We start from the raw sequence: 21390 nt of genomic DNA on the forward strand, positions 1-21390 counted from the left end.
TACAATGTGAGTGAAATGCCGATAAATAAAGGGCGGAGCCTGTAGCACGATTGGGATTTATCCTGCTACAATGGTGCTACAATCCTACACCTAGACAGCGATTGTTTTTTGAGCGGTTTGCTTTCGGCTATAGCCGTTCAGTTGATTGGCTGGAGCCGTTCAGTCGTTTGGCTATAGCCGAACGGTTGAAAGGGCGTACCTAACTCCCTCGAAGGGCGTACCTAACTCCCTCGAAGGTAGGCACTAACACCCCGTTACCAGTAACCTTTTACCTATGAGATGCCAAGGGACTGGTACCTGATGTATGATGTATGAAGGCTGAAGGCTGATGTGGGATGTATGATTAATGTTCATTCTAGACCTTTGTGTTCATTATTTAGTCATTTCCTTAGGAGTCACCCCAAACTCTTCCTTGAAATACTTGGAGAATAGGCGTGGGGAATTGAAGCCCACCTGATAGGCGACCTCAGAGACATACATGCCACTTTGCTCCAATAATTGCTTACCTCTCTTGAGACGCAACAAGCGGACAAACAGCACAGGAGTCTTACCTGTCAGATGGTAGAGCTTCTTATATAACTGAGAACGATGGACTCCCATCTCATTACTTAACTCCTCAACACCAAAATCAGACTCGCTGATATGAGCCTCCACGATACTGATTGCCTGTGCGATAAATTGCTCATCAAGGGATGTCACAGTAATCTCGGAAGGCTCGATATCCACCTCCTTAGCAAAACGCTCATGCTGCTTTTGATTTCTCTCCACTAACTTATGGATGCGTTGTCGGAGAATTTCCATACTAAAAGGTTTCGTTATATAATCATCAGCACCAGCCTCCAACCCCTCCAGTTCGTCACCAGCCATGCTCTTAGCAGTCAGAAGTATCACGGGGATATGCGAAGTGTTGATATCTGTCTTTACCCGATGGCAAAGTTCTAACCCATCCATCTCCGGCATCATCACATCACTGGTAATCATATCAACGTCCCTCTTTCTCAACACATCAAGAGCCTCAACACCATTGACAGCGGTCAAGATATTGTAATCCCCTTCTAATGATTGTTTCATATAGGTAAGGAAATCCTGATTATCCTCAACAAGCAATAGTGTTGGCAAACCTTCCGATTCTGAAGCCCGACGACTGGCACTTTCCTGCCGACTATCCATGGAGGAGACTTCTTCTATAAACTTTGACTGATCGTCATTCTTCCTCAAAGGAATGGTGAACCGGAACACAGAGCCTTGTCCCTCTGGTTGGTCAGACACGGTGATGTCTCCACCTTGGAGACGCACATATTCACGTACGATATGCAGACCGATGCCGCTTCCCATAGACATACGGTTGCCGGACGCAGACTGGAAGAAACGGTCGAAGATTCGGTTTTTGTCTGCATCTGGAATACCCACACCTGTATCAGCAACTGTCACAACCACCTGACGGTCGGCGATATCCACACCTACAGTTACACTTCCTCCTGCATCAGTGAACTTAAAAGCATTCGACAAGAGATTCATCATGATCTTTGTCATCTTGTCTTTGTCGAAGAAAGTATCCACATGCTCCACGTACGACTGGAAGGAGAACTTAATATGCTCTTTATCTGCTTTCAGCTGGAAAGCGTTACAGATATCCCTCAGCAAAGTAATGATGTCACCATAGGAAGAAACCAGCTTCTCCCGTCCAGACTCCAGACGACGGAAATCAAGAATCTGGTTTACTAAAGAAAGCAGATGGTCCGCACTGCGATGAATCATTTGAAGGGTAGACAACTGCTGAGGGTCTTTTACTTGCTTAGACAATTCCTCCACAGGACTGATAATCAAGGACAACGGTGTCCGCAAGTCATGACTGATATTGGTAAAGAAACGGAGTTTCATCTCATTCATCTGCTCCTGCTGCTCCTGTTGCAGTTGTAGCTCATGGATCCGCTGTTTGTACACTCGCCGATGATGATAATAACGGACGACACCCCAAATCACCAAGGCCGTAACAACCAGATATAGAAGAAATGCCCACCAAGACAACCAGAACGGTGGAGCGATATGTATTGCCAGCAACAGACTCGGTTGTGAGAATTGCGTACGGGTAAGTAACTGATAATCACCTGACGGCAGGTTTGAGAAGACGATAGTCCGTCCCTCTATAGGATGCCAATCGTCTGAGAAGCCTTCCAACTGATAATAATATGCATCTGCGGAAAATCCATCATCATTCGGGTTGGAACACTCTATCACCAGATTATTCTCATTATAACTCAAAGAGAGCTCATGGATGAAAATAATATCTTTTCCAAGTGTCTGAGGAGTTAATTGCTTGTCATTAACACTAACGGCACTCAACAACAACTGACACGTCTTGCTTTGGTGGTTGACCTTTGACAAGAGTTTACGGGTATCCACCTGCTGGTATCCCGTTGTCGTACCCAGCCAAAGAATACCATTCGCATCTATCTCACTGGCACGGAAATTATAATATAGTTGCTTGCCATCAGGATTGATATTGAAAGAGTAGCGGTCAAACATACTCCTATCCTCTGCCTGATGACGTAACATCAGTAATTCCGTGGGAGTGACGATCCAAATATTCCCATCCTTATCCACAGAAATATTCTTCAATGGAGCATTCTTTAAATCGGCTAACACATCCACTTCCCTACAATTGGCATTCAACAAAGTCAGACCCTCACAGCCTTCATTACCCAGTACCCAGATATAATCGTCTTTATCAATACATAAGTAGCGGAAGCGACCGTCACACATTTTCTTCCAAACGAAGTCCTTATCCATCGTAAAGAGCCCCTCTGTCGTTGCCGCAAACAGATGATGTTTATGATACGCTATATCTAATGCATAAAGAGGTATCAAATGAGTGCTTACGGTATCACCTGTAACAGGGTTAAGCCACCATACTCCCTCCCCTAATAAAGCAACAAAGAGATCGCCTTTATCATTCTCAACGACATCATAGGGAGAACTACCCTTGAAATAGTGAGTGACATTTCCATTCTGCTGTCTGTGCCACAACCCTTGTTGATAGAGTCCCATCCAAAGCGAGCCATCCTTACCTGTACGAAGAGCTGTAGCCGAGCCATTTCTCACCATATTCTTTTCTGTATTCCCATCATGCAGGTATACACCACGATTCTCCATTCCTATCCACATGCCCTCTCCATGAGGTGAAGGCGAAAAAGTAAGAACATCGGAAGTGGACTCTTGCGTCGTAACATCTACAATATTGTTGAGGGAATAGTTATCCTGATGACTTGTACAAATTGACAAACCGCCTTTGGCATAGGACACCCACATTGCCTGTCTCTCTTTGTCATAGTACAGCATGTCTATTTTATTACTTTGAAGACTATTGACATCCCACGTGGAATGCAATAAATGAGCAAGAATGTGCCCATCAATATCACAAAGGTAAATACCATCGGAATCCGTTGCCATCCATAGCTGTTGTTCTCCGTCCAATTGAAATCCCACGATATCAGAAGGAATCTGAGCAACCATTGTCCATTGATGTAGAACATGATGATATTTCCACACCTTATTATCTGACCACACCCAGACATTGCCTGCCTCATCCATATTGATAAGTTTATGAGCATGGTACTCTTCTGGAAGTGGCACCTGACGATTCATCCGCTTTTCTTTGATGGAAAGTACATACAGGCTCTTATTGGAAATAAGGGCATAATAGGATTCATTATGGCAGACAGCAATGATGTGCTCTTCTGTTCCTATAGAAAGTGTAGTCACTTTTCCCGTCTTTTGATCCAACCAATAAAGGTTATTGTCTTTGGTGGCAAGTGTATGTCCTTCCTTATCAGCAATCACATCAAATTCTTTCCATATTTTGATGTCTCTTTTTGCCAACATAGCAGGGACGTCTTCTACAAACTCATTACGTTGTGGATGATAATAATAGACATCATTATCTATCGTTTTAATCCATAATCCACCCTCAGAGTCACCTGTTACTTTATTAACACTCATATTAATATTGGAAGACCATCGTTGGTAGCCTCCAGGATTCCGGCTCTCCAATTGTGGTAAACTTAATATTCCAGAGGATGTTCCTAACCATACTATACCATTTATGTCACGATAAACGGCACGTACACTATAACCTTTTGTGTTTATATGATGGAATTGTAAGTTCTTCTGTGCATAAATTGACAGAACACTTACAAATAAGATGATCAACACATAATATTTCCGCATAAGTTTTAAGTTCTTATTTCAGATGCAAAGATAGTGCTTTTTTTCGAATTATTTCATCAAGTTCCACAAGAGTATATGTCACAAATGTTGCAAAAATGTATCATAACAACCGAATGCTATTGCATCTTTCAATTTTTAGAATTATCTTTGCAGCAAAATCATTAACACTACTAATTATGAAGAATCTAAAGCTAAGAATGATGATGGGCGCTTTCCTCGCCCTCATGGTAATGTCAGGAAAGGCTCAGAAATGGGAACATCTCGCTGACACCCCGCAGATGGGATGGAGCACATGGAACAAATTTCAGGGAAATATCTCTGAGGAAGTGATTAAAGGTATTGCCGACGCCATGGTAGAGAATGGTTTGCGTGACGCTGGTTATACCTATATTAATATTGATGACTGCTGGCACGGAAAACGTGATGCAGACGGGTTCATCCAGGCTGACCCAGTGAAATTCCCCAATGGTATGAAGGCTGTTGCCGATTATGTCCACAGTAAAGGACTGAAACTAGGCATCTATAGTGATGCCGGAACAGGAACCTGTGCTGGTATGCCCGGTTCGTTGGGACATGAATACCAAGACGCCATCCAGTACGCCCGTTGGGGAGTAGACTATCTGAAATACGACTGGTGCAACACGACCAATGTGAATCCCCAAGGAGCCTATCAGTTAATCAGCGATGCGTTACGTGCTGCTGGTCGTCCCATCTTCCTCAGCATGTGTGAATGGGGCAATAGTCATCCTTGGAAATGGGCAAAGGAGATTGGTCATTCCTGGCGCACGACTCCTGATATCTGGTGTGACTTTGATTCTTTGCGTGTCTTTGAGGCTGGCTACACCCAGTTTGGTGTGATGCAGTGCATCCAGTTCAACGACTCCCTTCGTCAGTATGCTGGAAAAGGTTACTGGAACGATCCTGACATGCTGGAGGTGGGTAATGGTATGACGGACAATGAGGACCGTGCTCATTTCACTATGTGGTGTATGATGGCTAGTCCACTCATTCTGGGTAACGACCTCCGTTCCATGAGTGAGGCTACCAAAAACATCATTATGAACAAGGAGATGATAGCCATTGACCAGGACACACTAGGTATACAGGGACTGCATTACTGTGATAAAGACGGACTGCAATTCTGGTTCAAGCCTCTTGCCGGAGGTGACTGGGCATTTACCATTCTCAATCCGACCAAACAGGATATCACCTATGCACTCAACTGGCAAGATTTTAATCTGACAGACAAAGAGGTCAGCGGTCTAAGCACCTCATTTGACACAAAAGTCTATCAGGTATACAATCTGTGGACACATAAGATGGAAGGAAAGACTAATATCAAAAACAAGACAGAACGTAAACTGATGGTTAAAGCCCGTGACGTTGTCTCTTATCGTTTAATCATAAAACCATAATCATGAAAAGAACAACACTATCCCTTATCTTCCTTTTTTGCACGACCATCTGTGGCTTTGCCCAAGCCAGTACAAAGTTAGAGGCAGAGAAAGCCACTTATGTGAACTGTACGCTGATTTCCGATAACAAGTATTCGGGGGGAAAAGCACTTGAAATAACAGAAGAGAATGCAAAGATCACCTTTACCTATAATAATTCGGAAAAAGGGAAATTTGCCGTCTATGTTGGCTACGACGGACTATATGGCGATAAGATGGCAAACCTTGCCGTCAATGGCAATGGCAGCTCTTTCCAGATTAAAGGTCAGGGAGAGACAACTGTTGGTATCTTTTTCATGAATAAAGGTAACAACACCATCGTTATCACTCCCAGTTGGACATGGTTCCGCATCGACTACATTCGCATTGAGAAGGATAATAGTGTTTCTTTCCCGTTTAATATCTCGTCATCACCTGTGGATCCTCAGGCAACAGCCATTGCTAAGAAAGTATACTCCTTCCTCTATAACAATTTTGGAAAGAAGACCATTTCTGGTATGATGACTGGTGACATGTCATCAGCCAACGGGAATGTAATACAGCATGACGACGTGAAGGCTGTCTATCAGGCATCTGGCAAATACCCTGCCCTCGTCGGTTTTGACTTTATGAACACGACAGGTGCTTATGAGAACGAGGATTGGGCTAAATCATATACCAATGATGTCATTGAATTAGCAAAAGACACCTGGCAGCGTGGAGGTATTCCTGTCTTCACGTGGCATTGGCGTGACCCTAGCCGCAATACTGGAGAATTCTATTCTGACAAATGTAACATGAAGATTACCAATGCCCTCAAGACTGACGGTAGTTGGAACACATCCTCTACTCTTTATCAGAATATCATCAAGGATATCGATGCGATTGCCGACCATTTCCTGACACTGCAGAATGCAGGTGTTGCCTGCATTTTCCGTCCACTCCATGAATCGAGTGGCGGTTGGTTCTGGTGGGGACGAGAGGGAGCTGAACCTTTCAAGAAGCTCTACCATCTGCTTTACGATGAGATGGTGAATGTCAAGGGTGTACATAATGTCATCTGGGTATGGAATGCTGGGGAGTATGACCAGGACTGGAATCCTGGAGAAACCTATTATGATGTTGTATCGGCTGATATCTATAATAAAGCTTACGACTACTCCAGCAATTACGTCTTATTTGATAAACTCAAAGTACTCACAGGGGGCAAGAAGATTCTCGCTTTATCTGAGAACGGTCCCATCCCTGATATTGACAAAGAGTTTGATGAGGAAGCTGTATGGTCGTGGTGGATGCCTTGGTATCACACTTGGGGTGGAGGATATGTCAACCAGACCAGCAAAGAGGAATGGACAAAATGTATGAATGACGAACGTGTCGTCACCCTTGAGGACTTGTCTGCTGGGTGGGATGCCTATACGGATATCAAGATACGTAAGGTTGAGCGTCAGAATAGTCAGGCAATCTATGATCTCCAAGGGCGTCAGCTCTCAGAAATACCACGTAAAGGATTATATATCAGAGGAGGCAAAATCATGTATCACACAAAATAGTTAAACCACCAAATATGAACCCAAGAAAACTGATAATGGTAGTGGCCGTCTGGATGGGCATCGCTACCTTGAATGCACAAAACGCCAGAGAGACTATCCGATTGGATGATGGATGGAAATTCGCCTTTGGTAATGCTTCTGACCCTGCCAAGGATTTCGGATGCGGAACGGAATACTTTAACTATCTGACCAAAGCGAACTCGATTCACAACGAGGGTCCTTATTCCGCTAAATTTGACGACTCAAAATGGGAGGAGGTACGGATTCCTCACGACTGGGTAACGACTCTGCCCTATGCACAGAAAGCAAGTCATTCCCATGGTTATAAGACCGTCGGATATAAGTATCCGGAGACCAGTGTGGGATGGTATCGTAAGAGCATCCATATCGAGAAAGAAGACCTTGGCAAACAGATCAGTTTGCAGTTCGATGGTATTTTCCGCAATGCACGGGTGTGGTTCAACGGTTTTTATCTGGGTACAGAGCCCAGCGGTTATGCCACCCAGGTCTATGACGTGACAGAATATGTGAACTATGGGGGTGACAACCTCATCTGCGTCCGTGCCGATGCCACCCTGGAGGAAGGCTGGTTCTATGAGGGAGCAGGAATCTACCGTGATGCGTGGCTCATCAAGACAGGCACTATCAGTGTGGCACCCTTTGGTACTTTTGTCTATGCTGACTTGAAATCACCATATGACAAAACCGTCGTACATATCGATACAGAGATTCATAACAGCACGTTGGACGGACAATCCTGTCAGATTGAACAACGTTTGTTGGACGCTGATGGCAAAGAGGTGGGAAAAGCCACCGCTGCCACCCTTGATTTGCAAGGTAAGCAGACGAGTGGTTGCAAGCAGCAGCTGACATTCAACAATCCTCATCTGTGGAGCACGACAGACCCTTACCTCTATCAGGTAGAGACCACCATTAAGGTGAATGGTCTGGTGACCGATGTCTATATCACGACGACAGGTTTCCGTGAGGTCGCTTTTGATGCCGATAAGGGGTTCCTACTGAATGGCAAACCTATGGAATTGAAGGGTGTCAATCTGCACCAAGACCATGCCGGTGTGGGCGCCGCCATCCCTGATGCGTTACAAGCATGGCGCATCCAACAATTGAAGCAATTCGGTTGTAATGCCTATCGTGCCTCCCATAACCCGATGACACCAGCACTCCTTGACATCTGCGACCGTGAGGGTATCCTCGTCATTGACGAAAACCGTCTGACAGGTATCAACACAGAACATCTGCGCCTGTTGGAGAATATGATCAAGCGTGACCGCAATCATCCATCTGTCATTCTTTGGAGCGATGGTAACGAGGAATGGGGCATCGAGAATACCATCCAAGGTACTCGGATTGCGGCAGCTATGAGGGAATATACCAGGTTGCTCGACCCTACCCGCCATTCGACCATCGCCAATGCAGGAGGTGGAGAAATGATCAAAGGACTTGATGTCGTGGGCTTTAACTATATTATGCAGAATGATGTGGACAACCGTAAGAAGGATCATCCCACATGGAAGATCGTAGGTACCGAGGAGACAACAGGTTGTGGGACACGTGGTGTCTATTTCAATAGTCCCGACCAACCAGGACACATGGTAGCCATGAATCGCGACACGACTCACCATCATATCGAGAACGTTATCGAGCGTGGCTGGCAGTTCTATGCCGACCGTCCATGGGCGGCAGGACTATTCTATTGGACAGGTTTCGACTACCGTGGAGAGCCCAACCCCTTGTCATATCCTGCTCACGACTCGGAATTCGGCATCCTTGACTATTGTGGGTTCTGGAAAGACGAGGCATGGTATCTGAAGTCATGGTGGACCGACGAGCCTACTCTCCATCTCTTCCCTCACTGGAACCTGCAAGGTCATGAAGGTGAGGAGATAGAGCTATGGGCATACAGCAACTGCGACGAGGTAGAATTGATCGTCAATGGAAAGAAACTTGGACGACAAGCAATGCCAAAGAACGGGCACTTGAAATGGAAAGCGACCTATCAACCCGGCAAGGTGATAGCCATCGGCTATAAGAATGGCAAGCGTATCCTCACTGAGACATTAGAGACCACCAAACCTGCCGATAAGATTATCATGACAAGCGACAAACAGACGATCACAGCCGACGGACTGGATGTTGCCGTCGTGAACATAGAACTGAAGGATGCTAAGGGACGTTTCGTTCCTGATGCCTGTCCTATGCTCACCTTCCGTCTGGAGGGTAATGGACGCATCATCGGCGCAGGCAATGGCGATCCTTCCTATCTTGGTGCCGACCATCCGAAGAACAAAGACTGTAAGGAGTTCAGTATCCCTGCTTTCAACGGCTATGCCCAAGTACTGATACAAAGTAATCGTGATGCAGGGAATATCCAGTTGAAGTGCCTTGCTGACGGATTGAAAGACGGTAGTATCAATATCCAGTCTGTTCCATAAAGCAGAAAAGAAAGCGATACGCATAAAAGTCGGGGAAATACTTTGTATTTCTCTGGCTTTTTTGTAATTTTGCAGTCAAAATACAAAATACTTAGATAAAATATGATGACAGCTAACGAGATTCGCGAATCGTTTAAGAAGTTTTTCGAGCAGAAGCAACACGCTATTGTACCCTCTGCCCCGATGGTAATTAAAGATGACCCTACCCTGATGTTCACCAATGCAGGTATGAACCAGTGGAAGGATATTATATTGGGAACACGTGACCCAGAGCCACGCCGCCGTGCCGATACCCAAAAATGTCTGCGTGTCAGCGGTAAGCATAACGACTTGGAGGAAGTAGGTCATGACACCTACCACCACACCATGTTCGAGATGTTAGGCAACTGGTCGTTTGGTGACTATTTCAAGGAAGGTGCCATCGATATGGCATGGGAGTATCTGGTAGATGTGCTGAAACTGAATCCAGAAGATCTCTATGTTACCGTATTCGAGGGTTCACCCGAAGAGAATATCCCTCGTGATGACGAGGCCGCACAATACTGGGCAAAGCATGTTCCTGCTGACCATATCATCAATGGTAATAAGCACGATAACTTCTGGGAGATGGGCGACACAGGTCCCTGTGGTCCTTGTTCTGAGATTCACGTAGACTCTCGTACCCCAGAACAAAAGGCCGCCTCAGGTAAGACGGGACGTGAACTTGTCAACCAGGACGACCCTCAGGTCATTGAGATCTGGAACCTTGTGTTCATGCAGTTCAACCGCAAGGCTGACGGATCGTTGGAGAAACTCTCCATGAATGTCATTGACACTGGTATGGGCTTCGAGCGTCTGGTACGTATGATGCAGGGTAAGCACTCCAACTACGATACTGATGTCTTCCAGCCTATCATCAAAACAGAACAGGACATCACTGGTCTGAAGTATTTCACCTTTGAAGAGGAAACAGAGAGTCCCATCAGCAAGGAGCAAGATGCCATCAACGTTGCCATGCGTGTTTGTGCTGACCACCTTCGTGCCGTCGCTTTCTCGATTGCCGACGGACAACTGCCCAGCAACGCCAAGGCAGGTTATGTCATCCGACGTATCCTGCGTCGTGCCGTACGCTATGCTTATACCTTCCTCGGACAAAAGGACGGCTTCCTCTACAAATTGATTCCCACCCTCGTCCATGAGATGGGTGATGCCTTCCCTGAGCTGAAGGCACAGCAGACACTGATTACCAAGGTCATCAAGGAGGAAGAGGACTCTTTCCTGCGTACCCTTGACAAAGGTATCGCCCTGCTCGACAAGGCGATGGAAGAGCTTAAGGCACAGGGTAAGAACCAATTAGACGGTGTTCAGGCTTTCCGTCTGTTCGACACCTATGGATTCCCCCTCGACCTTACAGAGCTGATCTGTCGTGAGAACGGCTTCACCGTTGATGAGGAGCAGTTTAATGTAGAGATGCAGAAACAGAAAGAGCGTGCCCGCAATGCCGCTGCCGTCGAGAATAGCGACTGGACAGAACTAACACCAGGTGAGCAGCAGTTCGTCGGCTACGACTATACCGAATACAACTGTCATATCCTGCGCTATCGCAAGGTGACACAGAAGAAAAATGAGTTTTACGAACTCGTCCTTGACGCCACACCATTCTATGGTGAGATGGGTGGACAGGTTGGTGACGCTGGTGTCCTCGTCAACGAAAACGAGACCATCGATATCATCGATACCAAACGTGAAAACAACCAGAGCGTACATATCGTCAAGCAACTGCCTAAGGATCCGACGGCAGAGTTTATGGCATGCGTGGATACTGACAAACGGAATGCCTCTGCTGCCAACCATACCGCTACCCACCTTCTCGACTATGCGTTGAAGCAGGTATTGGGCGACCACGTAGAGCAAAAGGGTTCTTTTGTCTCTTCTGACACACTGCGTTTCGATTTCTCCCATTTCGAGAAAGTCAGCGACGAACAGTTGCGCGAGGTAGAACGGATGGTCAATGATATGATTCGTCAGGACATCCATATCGACGAGCATCGTGATATTCCTTTCGACGAGGCGAAGAAGCTCGGTGCCATCGCCCTCTTCGGTGAGAAATACGGTGACAAGGTACGTGTGGTACGCTTCGGACCGTCTTGTGAGTTCTGTGGTGGTATCCATGCTTCCTCAACAGGTCGTATCGGCTTCTTTAAGATTATCTCTGAGAGTAGTGTTGCCGCTGGTATCCGTCGTATTGAGGCCACCACAGGTAAGGACTGCGAGGAGCGGTTCTACCAGATGGAAGACATCCTGAAGAATATCAAGTCGTTCTTTAATAACGCGAAGGATCTGCAGGGGGTTATCCGGAAATATATCGAGGAACACGACTCTATGAAGAAGGAAATTGAAGGTTTCCAGGCACAAGCCGTCGAACGTGCAGCTCAACGACTAGTTGAGAAGGCTCGTGTGGTGAACGGTGTGAAGGTCATCACGACCGTACTGCCCATGGCTCCTGCTGCCGCCAAGGACCTTGCCTTCAAAGTACGTGCCAATGTCGAAGGCTCACTGCTTTGTGTCATCGGCTCTCACGACAATAACAAGCCTCAATTGTCCATCATGATGAGTGACGATATGGTCAGCGATCATGGTCTGAATGCAGGTCAGATGGTTCGTGAGGCAGCCAAACTCATCCAGGGCGGTGGTGGCGGACAGCCTCATTTCGCTCAGGCAGGCGGTAAGAGTGTTGACGGACTCAGCGCTGCCGTCGATAAAGTGATAGAGCTTGCCGACCTATCCTAATCTTCGGAATTACGGAATCACGAAATCTCGGAATCACGATATAACGAAACAACGAAAACTATAAAACTATGTACGACAAAGAACGCGGGCTGTATATCGCCCATTGCGCTAACGGCGCACTTAGCATCACTGGTAAGATGGCTAACCGCCATGGACTCATCGCAGGTGCTACAGGTACTGGTAAGACGGTCACCCTGCAAGTGATGGCAGAGACTTTCTGTCAGGCAGGCGTACCTTGTTTCATGGCTGATATGAAAGGAGACCTCAGTGGTATCTCTCAAGTTGGTAAGATGAGTGGTTTCATTGAGAAACGACTCCCAGAGTTCGGCATCGAGAACCCAGAGTTTCAGGCTTGTCCCGTCCGTTTCTTTGACGTATTCGGTGAACAGGGGCACCCCATGCGTGCCACTATCTCACAGATGGGACCGCAGTTGCTGTCACGCCTTATGGGACTTAACGAGACACAGGACGGTGTCCTGAATATCGTGTTCCGTATCGCTGACGAGCGAGGATTGTTACTCATTGATGTGAAAGACCTGCGCTCGATGCTTGACTGGGTATCTAAGAACGCCAAGGACTACACGACGAAATATGGTAATATCTCCTCTGCCACTATCGGAGCCATCCAGCGCTCCCTCCTGCAGTTAGAGAATCAGGGTGCCGACAAGTTCTTCGGTGAGCCCTCTTTTGACATCTACGACCTCATGCAGTGTGAGGGCGGCAAGGGTGTGATGAACGTGCTTGCCGCAGACAAGTTGATGCTGCAGCCCAAGCTCTACTCCACCTATCTGTTGTGGCTCCTCTCAGAGCTCTACACCACCCTGCCCGAAGTGGGAGACCTCGCCCTGCCGAAACTCGTGTTCTTCTTCGACGAGGCACACATGTTGTTTACCGATACCTCTAAGGCGTTGCTCGACAAGATAGAACAGGTCATCCGACTCATCCGCTCAAAGGGTGTGGGTATTTACTTCATCACCCAGAGTCCCAGTGATATCCCTGAGAACATCCTCGGACAGTTGGGTAATCGTGTACAGCATGCTCTGCGTGCCTATACCCCGAAAGACCAGAAAGCGGTGAAGACGGCAGCGGACACTTTCCGTGCCAACCCGGCATTTAAGACCGACGAGGCGATTATGAACCTGGAGACAGGTGAGGCTCTTGTCAGCTTCCTTGATGAGAAGGGCGCTCCTTCTATCGTAGAGCGTGCCAAGATTCTCTTCCCACTCTCCCAGATAGGAGCAGTGACGGAAGGACAACGTCTCGATATCATCAAGCAGAGTCGTATCTATGGCAAATACGATACACCTGTTGATCGTGAGAGTGCCTTTGAGGTACTGCTGAAGGAGGCAGAGGAGAGAGCCCTTGCTGAAACTTCCGAGAACACCGAGAACACCGAGATCTCAGAGAGTTCCGAGAAGCCTGCCAAGGAAGAGAAGAAGAAGCCTGGTATGATGAGTAAGGTGCTGAAGGCGATTATCACAGCCATCACCTCTACCCTCGCCGCCATCCTGGGCACCTATGTCAGCGACAAGATAACAGGTAAGAAGACCAAGTCCAGGACTTCCGCAACAGGTCGTGTGGTGAAGAATGCCACCAGTGCCGCTACCCGTTCTGCGACGAGGGAGCTCACCCGTGACATCCTTGGTAACTTAATCAAATAAACTATTTATAATAATACTATGACAACATTATCTATCTGTATCGTCGTCGCTTTCGTTATCGGCTATGCCTGCATCGCCCTCGAGAGCCTGACGAGAGTCAACAAGGCTGCGATTGCCCTGCTGATGTGTGTGGTCTGCTGGACCTTGTTGATGATGAACCCGACATCTTTCTACCCAGCCATCGCAGGTGAAGAGGTCATTCATCACATCGCGGAAGTCATTGAGCATCATCTGGGTGATGCCGCAGGTACCTTGTTCTTCCTGATGGGAGCCATGACCATTGTTGAGATTGTAGACTCCAATGGTGGTTTCAACTTTGTACGTGATGCCCTGAAGACACGCTCGAAACGGAAACTGATGTGGCGTGTCGCTTTCATGACATTCTTCCTGTCGGCAATCCTCGACAACCTCACCACGTCCATCGTGATGATTATGGTGTTACGCAAACTCGTACAGTCACGAGGGGAGCGACTGCTCTATGCCGCCCTTATCATTATCTCCGCCAACTCCGGAGGTGCCTTCTCGCCCATTGGCGACGTGACGACCATCATGCTATGGATCAAGGGAGTCATCACCACCCAGGGTGTCATCACCGAGATCTTCATCCCATCACTGGTATCGATGATTATTCCTGCTTTCATCATCAGCCTGCACCTGAAAGGGAAGTTTGATAAAGAGCAGAACTTGCCAAAGGCAACGACAAGTCAGTTTACGAAGATCCAGCGTGACATCATCTTCTGGCTGGGTGTCGGCGGTCTCGTCTTCGTTCCCATCTTCAAAACGATCACCCACCTGCCCCCGTTTATGGGTATCCTGCTGGTATTGGGTATCCTGTGGACCACCACAGAGATCTTCCACTATAATACCGATGAGGACGATACGATGGCAAAACGTGTGAGTGACATCATGTCGAAGATCGACCTCTCCACCATCATGTTCTTCCTGGGTATTCTGATGGCTGTCGCCGTCCTGCAGGAGATTGGTGTACTGACCGCGATGGGTGAGGGACTCAATGAGGCATTCTCTGGTAACTACTACCTCATCAACGGTATCATTGGTGTACTCTCATCCATTGTCGATAACGTGCCACTAGTTGCCGGATGTATGGGAATGTATCCTGTTGCCGCAGAAGGAGCGATGGCTGTCGATGGAATCTTCTGGCAGCTGCTTGCCTACTGTGCCGGTGTGGGAGGTTCCATGCTCATCATCGGCTCTGCCGCTGGTGTCGTCGTCATGGGTCTGGAGAAAATCACCTTCGGCTGGTATCTGAAGAATATCACATGGATCGCCTTCGTAGGTTACCTTTGTGGTATCCTCGTCTACTGGCTTGAGCGCATGCTGTTCTTCTAGGAAGTTAGAAAGAGGTTTTAGCGTTCGCTACTCATCTTTTTGCCGCCCGCTATGATTATTCATGGCGGGCGCTATGATTATTTTTGGCGGCCGCTAAAAATACGAAAGGAACTACCTTTCTCCCTGTTTCCCTGCCACTTTACCCCTGTAACAAAGGCTGTTAACCCCTGTTCCAGATATCCCGTTCCGTCTCCTTCAAACTCCTTAACAAAGAAAAGTCAGGACGGTTATCCCCATCAAATAAGACAGAATGGCATTTAAAACCGCCATTTTGTCGGTTTCCCTCTGCTCGGCACACTGTTTGTCCGCTAGTCGGCAGAAACAATTAAAAGAATAGGAGGACCAAATTATGACATTTGACAAATTCACTATCAAGGCGCAGGAAGCAGTGCAAGAGGCTGTGAATACCGCGCAGCGTAATGGTCAACAGACCATAGAGCCGACACACTTGCTGGCTGGTGTGACGGCAAAGGCAAAGGATGTCGTGAACTTTCTGTTTCAGAAACTCGGCGTCAACGGTCAGCAGATAGAGATGCTCGTTGGACAGGAGCTGCAACACCTGCCCCGTGTGCAGGGTGGCGAGCCTTATTTGTCGGGCGACAGCAATAAGGTATTGCTCAAAGCACAGGACTACGCCCAGAAGATGGGTGACGAGTTCGTGAGCGTGGAGCCTATCTTACTCGCTTTGCTGACGGATGGTGCCACCGCAGGACGCATCATGAAAGATGCCGGTATCACGGAGAAAGACCTGCGTGCCGCCATCAATGAGTTGCGACAAGGACAGAAAGTGCAGTCGCAGTCGGCTGACGACAACTACCAGTCGTTGGAGAAATACGCCAAGAACCTCGTGGACCTTGCCCGTCAGGGTAAGCTGGACCCTGTCATCGGACGAGATGACGAGATCCGTCGCGTGCTGCAGATCCTCTCCCGTCGTACGAAGAACAATCCTATATTAATAGGTGAGCCTGGTACGGGTAAGACTGCCATCGTGGAGGGACTCGCCCAGCGTATCGTTCGTGGTGACGTACCAGAGAACCTGAAAGACAAGCAACTCTTCTCCCTCGACATGGGAGCCTTGGTGGCTGGTGCGAAATACAAAGGTGAGTTTGAGGAGCGTCTGAAGTCTGTCATCAACGAGGTGACGAAGAGCGAGGGACGCATCATCCTCTTCATCGATGAGATCCACACACTGGTAGGAGCCGGTGGCGGGGAGGGTGCGATGGATGCCGCCAACATCCTGAAACCGGCACTGGCTCGTGGTGAGCTGCGCTCCATTGGTGCCACCACCCTCAACGAGTACCAGAAATACTTCGAGAAAGACAAGGCGTTGGAGCGTCGTTTCCAGACGGTCATGGTGGATGAGCCGGACGAGTTGAGTGCCATCTCCATCCTGCGTGGACTGAAGGAGCGTTACGAGAACCACCATAAGGTACGTATCCAGGATGATGCCTGTATCGCCGCCGTCCAGCTCTCCGAGCGTTATATCTCCGAGCGTTTCCTTCCTGACAAGGCGATCGACCTGATGGATGAGGCTGCCGCCAAGCTACGTATGGAGCGTGACAGTGTGCCAGAGGAACTGGATGAGATTACCCGTAAGCTTGCCCAGTTGGAAATTGAGCGTGAGGCAATCAAACGTGAAGGCGACGAGCCTAAGATCGCCCAACTCGATAAGGACATCGCAGAACTGCGCGAGCAAGAGCAACAGTACCGCGCCAAGTGGGAAGGCGAACGCCAGTTGGTCAATAAGATCCAGCAGGACAAGCAGGAGATGGAGCAACTGAAATATGAGGCAGAACGTGCTGAGCGTGAAGGCGACTATGGTAAAGTCGCTGAGATACGCTACTCCAAGCTCAAGGCTTTAGAGGATGATATCAAGAATATCCAACAGCAACTCGCCAACGCACAGGATGGTAATGCTATGGTGCGTGAGGAAGTCACTGCCGATGATATCGCAGAGGTCGTCAGCCGTTGGACAGGCATCCCCGTCACCCGAATGATGCAGAGCGAGCGTGAGAAGCTGTTGCATCTGGAGGAAGAGCTGCACAAACGAGTCATCGGACAAGATGAGGCTATCGTTGCAGTCAGTGATGCCGTACGACGCAGCCGTGCCGGTCTGCAAGACCCGAAGCGTCCTATCGCCTCGTTTATCTTCCTCGGCACGACAGGTGTCGGTAAGACAGAACTTGCCAAGGCTCTTGCCGAGTATCTCTTCAATGACGAGACGATGATGACCCGTATCGATATGAGCGAGTATCAGGAGAAACATACCGTCAGCCGGTTGATTGGTGCACCTCCGGGATACGTAGGCTATGACGAGGGAGGTCAGCTGACCGAGGCTGTACGCCGTAAGCCCTACTCCGTCGTCCTCTTCGATGAGATAGAGAAAGCACATCCTGATGTCTTCAACATCCTGTTGCAAGTACTGGATGACGGACGACTGACGGACAACAAGGGACGGACCGCGAATTTCAAGAACACCATCATCATCATGACATCCAATGCCACCCGTGAGCAACTGAGGATGACGATGCGTCCGGAGTTCCTGAATCGTATTGACGAGATTATCACCTTCCAGCAACTGACACAGGAGCAGATAGCCGATGTGGTACGCTTACAGATGAAGAAGGTGACAGACATGCTGGAGCAACAGGGCATCCGGTTGCAGATTACAGATACTGCCGTCAAGTTCCTTGCCCAAGAGGGTTACGACCCCGACTTCGGTGCCCGTCCTGTGAAGCGTGCCATCCAGCACCTGGTGCTCAACGACCTATCGCGTAAGATTCTTGCCGACGAGGTAGACCGTTCAAAGCCGATTATCATTGATGAGTTCGGAGACGGACTGGTATTTAGGAATTAAATGAAAGATGAAAAAGGTGATGAAACTTAGTGTTTCATCACCTTTTTGATTTCTCCTTGCGCGTTCCTTATTATATATATAGGACCGTAGTCATAGAGAATCTTCGGCTGGCTGAGAACTTTCTGTTCCCAAATGCCTGTCACGTTATTCTTAAACTGGAACGAAGCAAGTCCATTAGTCACTGTCATATCGGTCAACGACTTATTCATGAATAGCGTGCCATCAGTATTCTCATGGAACAACGTGGCGGCAGGAGTACTTTCGTTCGTCAACATATTGTTATTCTGATAGGGATAAGCCCATCCAGAAGCATATGACACACTCGTTTGGGTATTGGCAGGAATAATCGAGTACATCGTCCGATCTTTAGTGTTGGGAGAACCATACTTCCATATATCCTCATCATAGTCAATATGGAAGATGACGATACCGCTGCCAGGCAACGAACTATCCCATCCTGTCTGCTGACGGTTCTCCACGATGTAATATTCGTTGGAGTACCCGTCGTTACGAATCAGATACGCCTCTTTCTTACCATGACTGATCGACTCCATATCCGTGATTGTCGTCGTCTCTGTTAGCTCTATAGGGTCAAGCCATCCCAGATGCATCCGCTCATGGGCACTGTAACACGGGGGACAAAACCCTCCTTCGTTATAGTTTCCAAGATCCATGATATCCCACCTCCCAACGATATCGATATTTGTTCCATAATAAAAATCTGGCAGACCCAGACAATGACTATACTCATGGCAAAACGAGCCGAAGGTGCCATAGGTGCCCTCTCTAGTCAATTCCGGGAAGATACCATAGCTGTCTACCTTGAACTCCTTGCCTCCGCTGGACACAGGATACGGATGTCCCCACTCTCTGTAATAAGGAGCTTCTGACTGGACACTGAGCCACCACTGATGTGACCAGATAGTCGTCTCGTCACCTCCGTCATTCTGTCCCTTTCCCGCAAACAGGATTACGATTTGGTTGATATATCCATCATCGTCCCAGTCATAGATGGACCAGTCGGGGATCTCCTCTTTCTTGATATCCAGGATCTCTGTCAGGAGTAACCCGGAACGGGTATCATCATAAAAATCGATATCTCCACTACGGTACTCCGCATGATTCTTGTCCATGTGCACATAATACACATCGAACACCAAGTCAAACTGTTCGAAACTCTGTTCATAGAAATAGTCATGGACAGAACCATGGAAAGGAGGCTCCTGAAAGTTCTTTTGGTTGAAGACCTTCTTCCATAAGGCCGCAGGATCAGCATCCTGGAAATACAAATCGCTGAAATCTACCAGAAACAGCAGTTGATGCTTCTCGCCTAAATACTCCATACGACGAGACATCGTATGCTCACTGGCACGACTACTTCGCATCGTCACATGTTTCGGGTGACGGTCTTGAGAGCAATGCAACCGTTCCTGTCCCACTGCCGGGATTGTCATAGTAACAACCAATAGCAATAAAAGAAGTATACTTTTTTTTATTTCGCATTAATCATCACTTTATAAGTCGTTCCATCTTTCTCACGGAAGATATACACACCTTTTTTCTGTGGAGAGTTGGAAACAGGCCGTTGACCACTGAGGTCATACCAGGCACCCTCCATCTTCCTTTCTTCCTTTCTTCCTTTCTTCAATTCTTCAATCCCTGTCGTACCTCCCATGAAATCAAAGGATACCAATCCCTCGTTCGTCATCTGGATATTAGTGATAGGCTTCGACAACAGGTTCTCACCAGCCGGATTCTTTGTTTTCATCAGGGCAGCAGGTGTAGACGTATTGGTCAGTTCCTTGTTATCCCCATAAGGATAGGACGATGTACTCAAGTGAAGCTTATTCATCCTGTCCGGATTAACATAATTGGATTTTGTCCCCAGCTCTGCCTCCCATGTCGCAAAAGTCTTATTATCGGCATGGAATAGCTTATATCGAAAATCGTCTTCGGAATTGAACGAGTTCACGGTGTTATTACGCCATGCACTCTCATTATAGTTCACATGATAAATCACTAGTCCTTTTCCTGGTATACCAGTGTCCCATCCTGTCCATTGGCGGTTCTCCAGCAGTAAATACTCGTTGTCGGTATGCTTAATCTGATAGGCGGCACCCCCCTCTGAGACAGGTTTCAGATCAATGATCGTCGTCGCCTCCGTCAGCTCTATAGGTGTCTGCCATCCTAACAACATTTTCTCCAAAGGAGAGTAACTGGGCGGGCACCACCCCCACTCCACGAAGTTACCACCATCCATCAAGTCCCACTCGTCAACGGAAGCATAAGGAAGATTAAGAGATGGAGAACCTACAGGATAAATGTCTGGTAATCCTAAACAATGAGAATACTCATGACAGATGGTACCGATGCCACAATAGACGACGGTTAGATCTTGCTTTATTCCCCAATATTCAGCACTTGCCGAATAGTTGGAGATCTTTTTCCCATCAGGTGTCGTAAGGGCTGAGAAAGACGAGGTGTTAGGCCAGATATGACCAAGCGACGACCTGACATTGCCGGGAGTACCCGCATAGACAAAGACGACCTGTTCGATCTTGCCGTCACCATTCCAGTCATATGGTGAGAAATCAATCTCCGGATGATCCTCCAGGAAACGATTCGTCGCTTCCATCATAGCTTGGGACCCATAATTTCTTGTCTTCTCATCAGGATTCTCTATAGGGCATGCCTTGATAGGCACCTTATATGGTCCATAGACATCACACTGGAGATTGAGGAAACCATTGGACTGGGTACGGAAATAGTCTGACATACAACCTGGTCCGTGTCCCTCATTATAACCCGGTTCGTTGAAAAGCCTCTCATAATACTCCTTCGGATCATCCCTCGTGAAGTCCGCATCAGCAAAAGAAAATAGGATAACCAGTTGGTGATAAGTCTTTGACGGGTCCCAGTCATTCTGGTAGGCGGGAAGGCGTCGAGAGGCACGATGAGAGACTCCTTCAGCAGAAGCCGAAGGCAGACAGTCGCCTTTTATAATCTGGAACTCATCCCCCTGTGCCATCATGCACAGAGGGAAGAAGAACCATAATAATATTCCGATAAGTCTAATTTTCATCTTTT

Annotated in this window: 10 protein-coding genes; 7 read left to right on the plus strand and 3 right to left on the minus strand. The window is 47.8% G+C overall.

All coding sequences use genetic code 11. The features are described from left to right. Nucleotides 1-372: 372 nt before the first annotated feature. Nucleotides 373-3999, minus strand: a complete 3627-nt coding sequence (locus BM257_RS09105) for a hybrid sensor histidine kinase/response regulator transcription factor (protein WP_177216070.1) — start codon at nucleotides 3997-3999, stop codon at nucleotides 373-375. Between the two features lie 404 nt (nucleotides 4000-4403). Between BM257_RS09105 and BM257_RS09110 the strand changes: the two genes are divergently transcribed. From BM257_RS09110 to clpB, 7 genes are all read left to right on the plus strand, one after another. Then, the gene (locus BM257_RS09110) at nucleotides 4404-5642 is read left to right on the plus strand and encodes a glycoside hydrolase family 27 protein (RefSeq protein WP_369821319.1); all 1239 of its coding nucleotides are present in this window, start codon (nucleotides 4404-4406) and stop codon (nucleotides 5640-5642) included. Nucleotides 5643-5644: 2 nt separating this feature from the next. After that, nucleotides 5645-7213, plus strand: a complete 1569-nt coding sequence (locus BM257_RS09115) for a glycosyl hydrolase (RefSeq protein WP_092071399.1) — start codon at nucleotides 5645-5647, stop codon at nucleotides 7211-7213. 14 nt (nucleotides 7214-7227) lie between these two features. Beyond that, nucleotides 7228-9666 carry a beta-galactosidase GalA gene (gene galA, locus BM257_RS09120; RefSeq protein WP_092071401.1) on the plus strand — a complete coding sequence of 813 codons (2439 nt, stop codon included), beginning with the start codon at nucleotides 7228-7230 and terminating at the stop codon, nucleotides 9664-9666. A 102-nt stretch (nucleotides 9667-9768) separates the two neighbouring features. Beyond that, nucleotides 9769-12435, plus strand: coding sequence for an alanine--tRNA ligase (gene alaS / locus BM257_RS09125; protein ID WP_092071404.1), 2667 nt, complete (start codon nucleotides 9769-9771; stop codon nucleotides 12433-12435). Nucleotides 12436-12503: 68 nt separating this feature from the next. After that, nucleotides 12504-14096, plus strand: a complete 1593-nt coding sequence (locus BM257_RS09130; RefSeq protein WP_092071407.1) for a helicase HerA-like domain-containing protein — start codon at nucleotides 12504-12506, stop codon at nucleotides 14094-14096. Nucleotides 14097-14114: 18 nt separating this feature from the next. Then, nucleotides 14115-15446, plus strand: coding sequence for a sodium:proton antiporter NhaD (gene nhaD / locus BM257_RS09135; protein ID WP_092071409.1), 1332 nt, complete (start codon nucleotides 14115-14117; stop codon nucleotides 15444-15446). Between the two features lie 349 nt (nucleotides 15447-15795). Beyond that, the gene (gene clpB, locus BM257_RS09140) at nucleotides 15796-18303 is read left to right on the plus strand and encodes an ATP-dependent chaperone ClpB (RefSeq protein WP_092071412.1); all 2508 of its coding nucleotides are present in this window, start codon (nucleotides 15796-15798) and stop codon (nucleotides 18301-18303) included. Between the two features lie 26 nt (nucleotides 18304-18329). Here clpB and BM257_RS09145 read toward each other — a convergent pair whose 3' ends face one another. Further along, nucleotides 18330-19757: a M6 family metalloprotease domain-containing protein gene (locus BM257_RS09145; protein ID WP_092071415.1), complete on the minus strand. Its 1428-nt coding sequence runs from the start codon at nucleotides 19755-19757 to the stop codon at nucleotides 18330-18332. 38 nt (nucleotides 19758-19795) lie between these two features. Then, on the minus strand, nucleotides 19796-21385 hold the full coding sequence (locus BM257_RS09150; protein ID WP_092071418.1) for a M6 family metalloprotease domain-containing protein: 1590 nt from the start codon (nucleotides 21383-21385) through the stop codon (nucleotides 19796-19798). Nucleotides 21386-21390 lie beyond the last annotated feature (5 nt).

The organism is Prevotella sp. tf2-5 (assembly GCF_900115435.1).
Taxonomy (GTDB): Bacteria; Bacteroidota; Bacteroidia; order Bacteroidales; family Bacteroidaceae; genus Prevotella.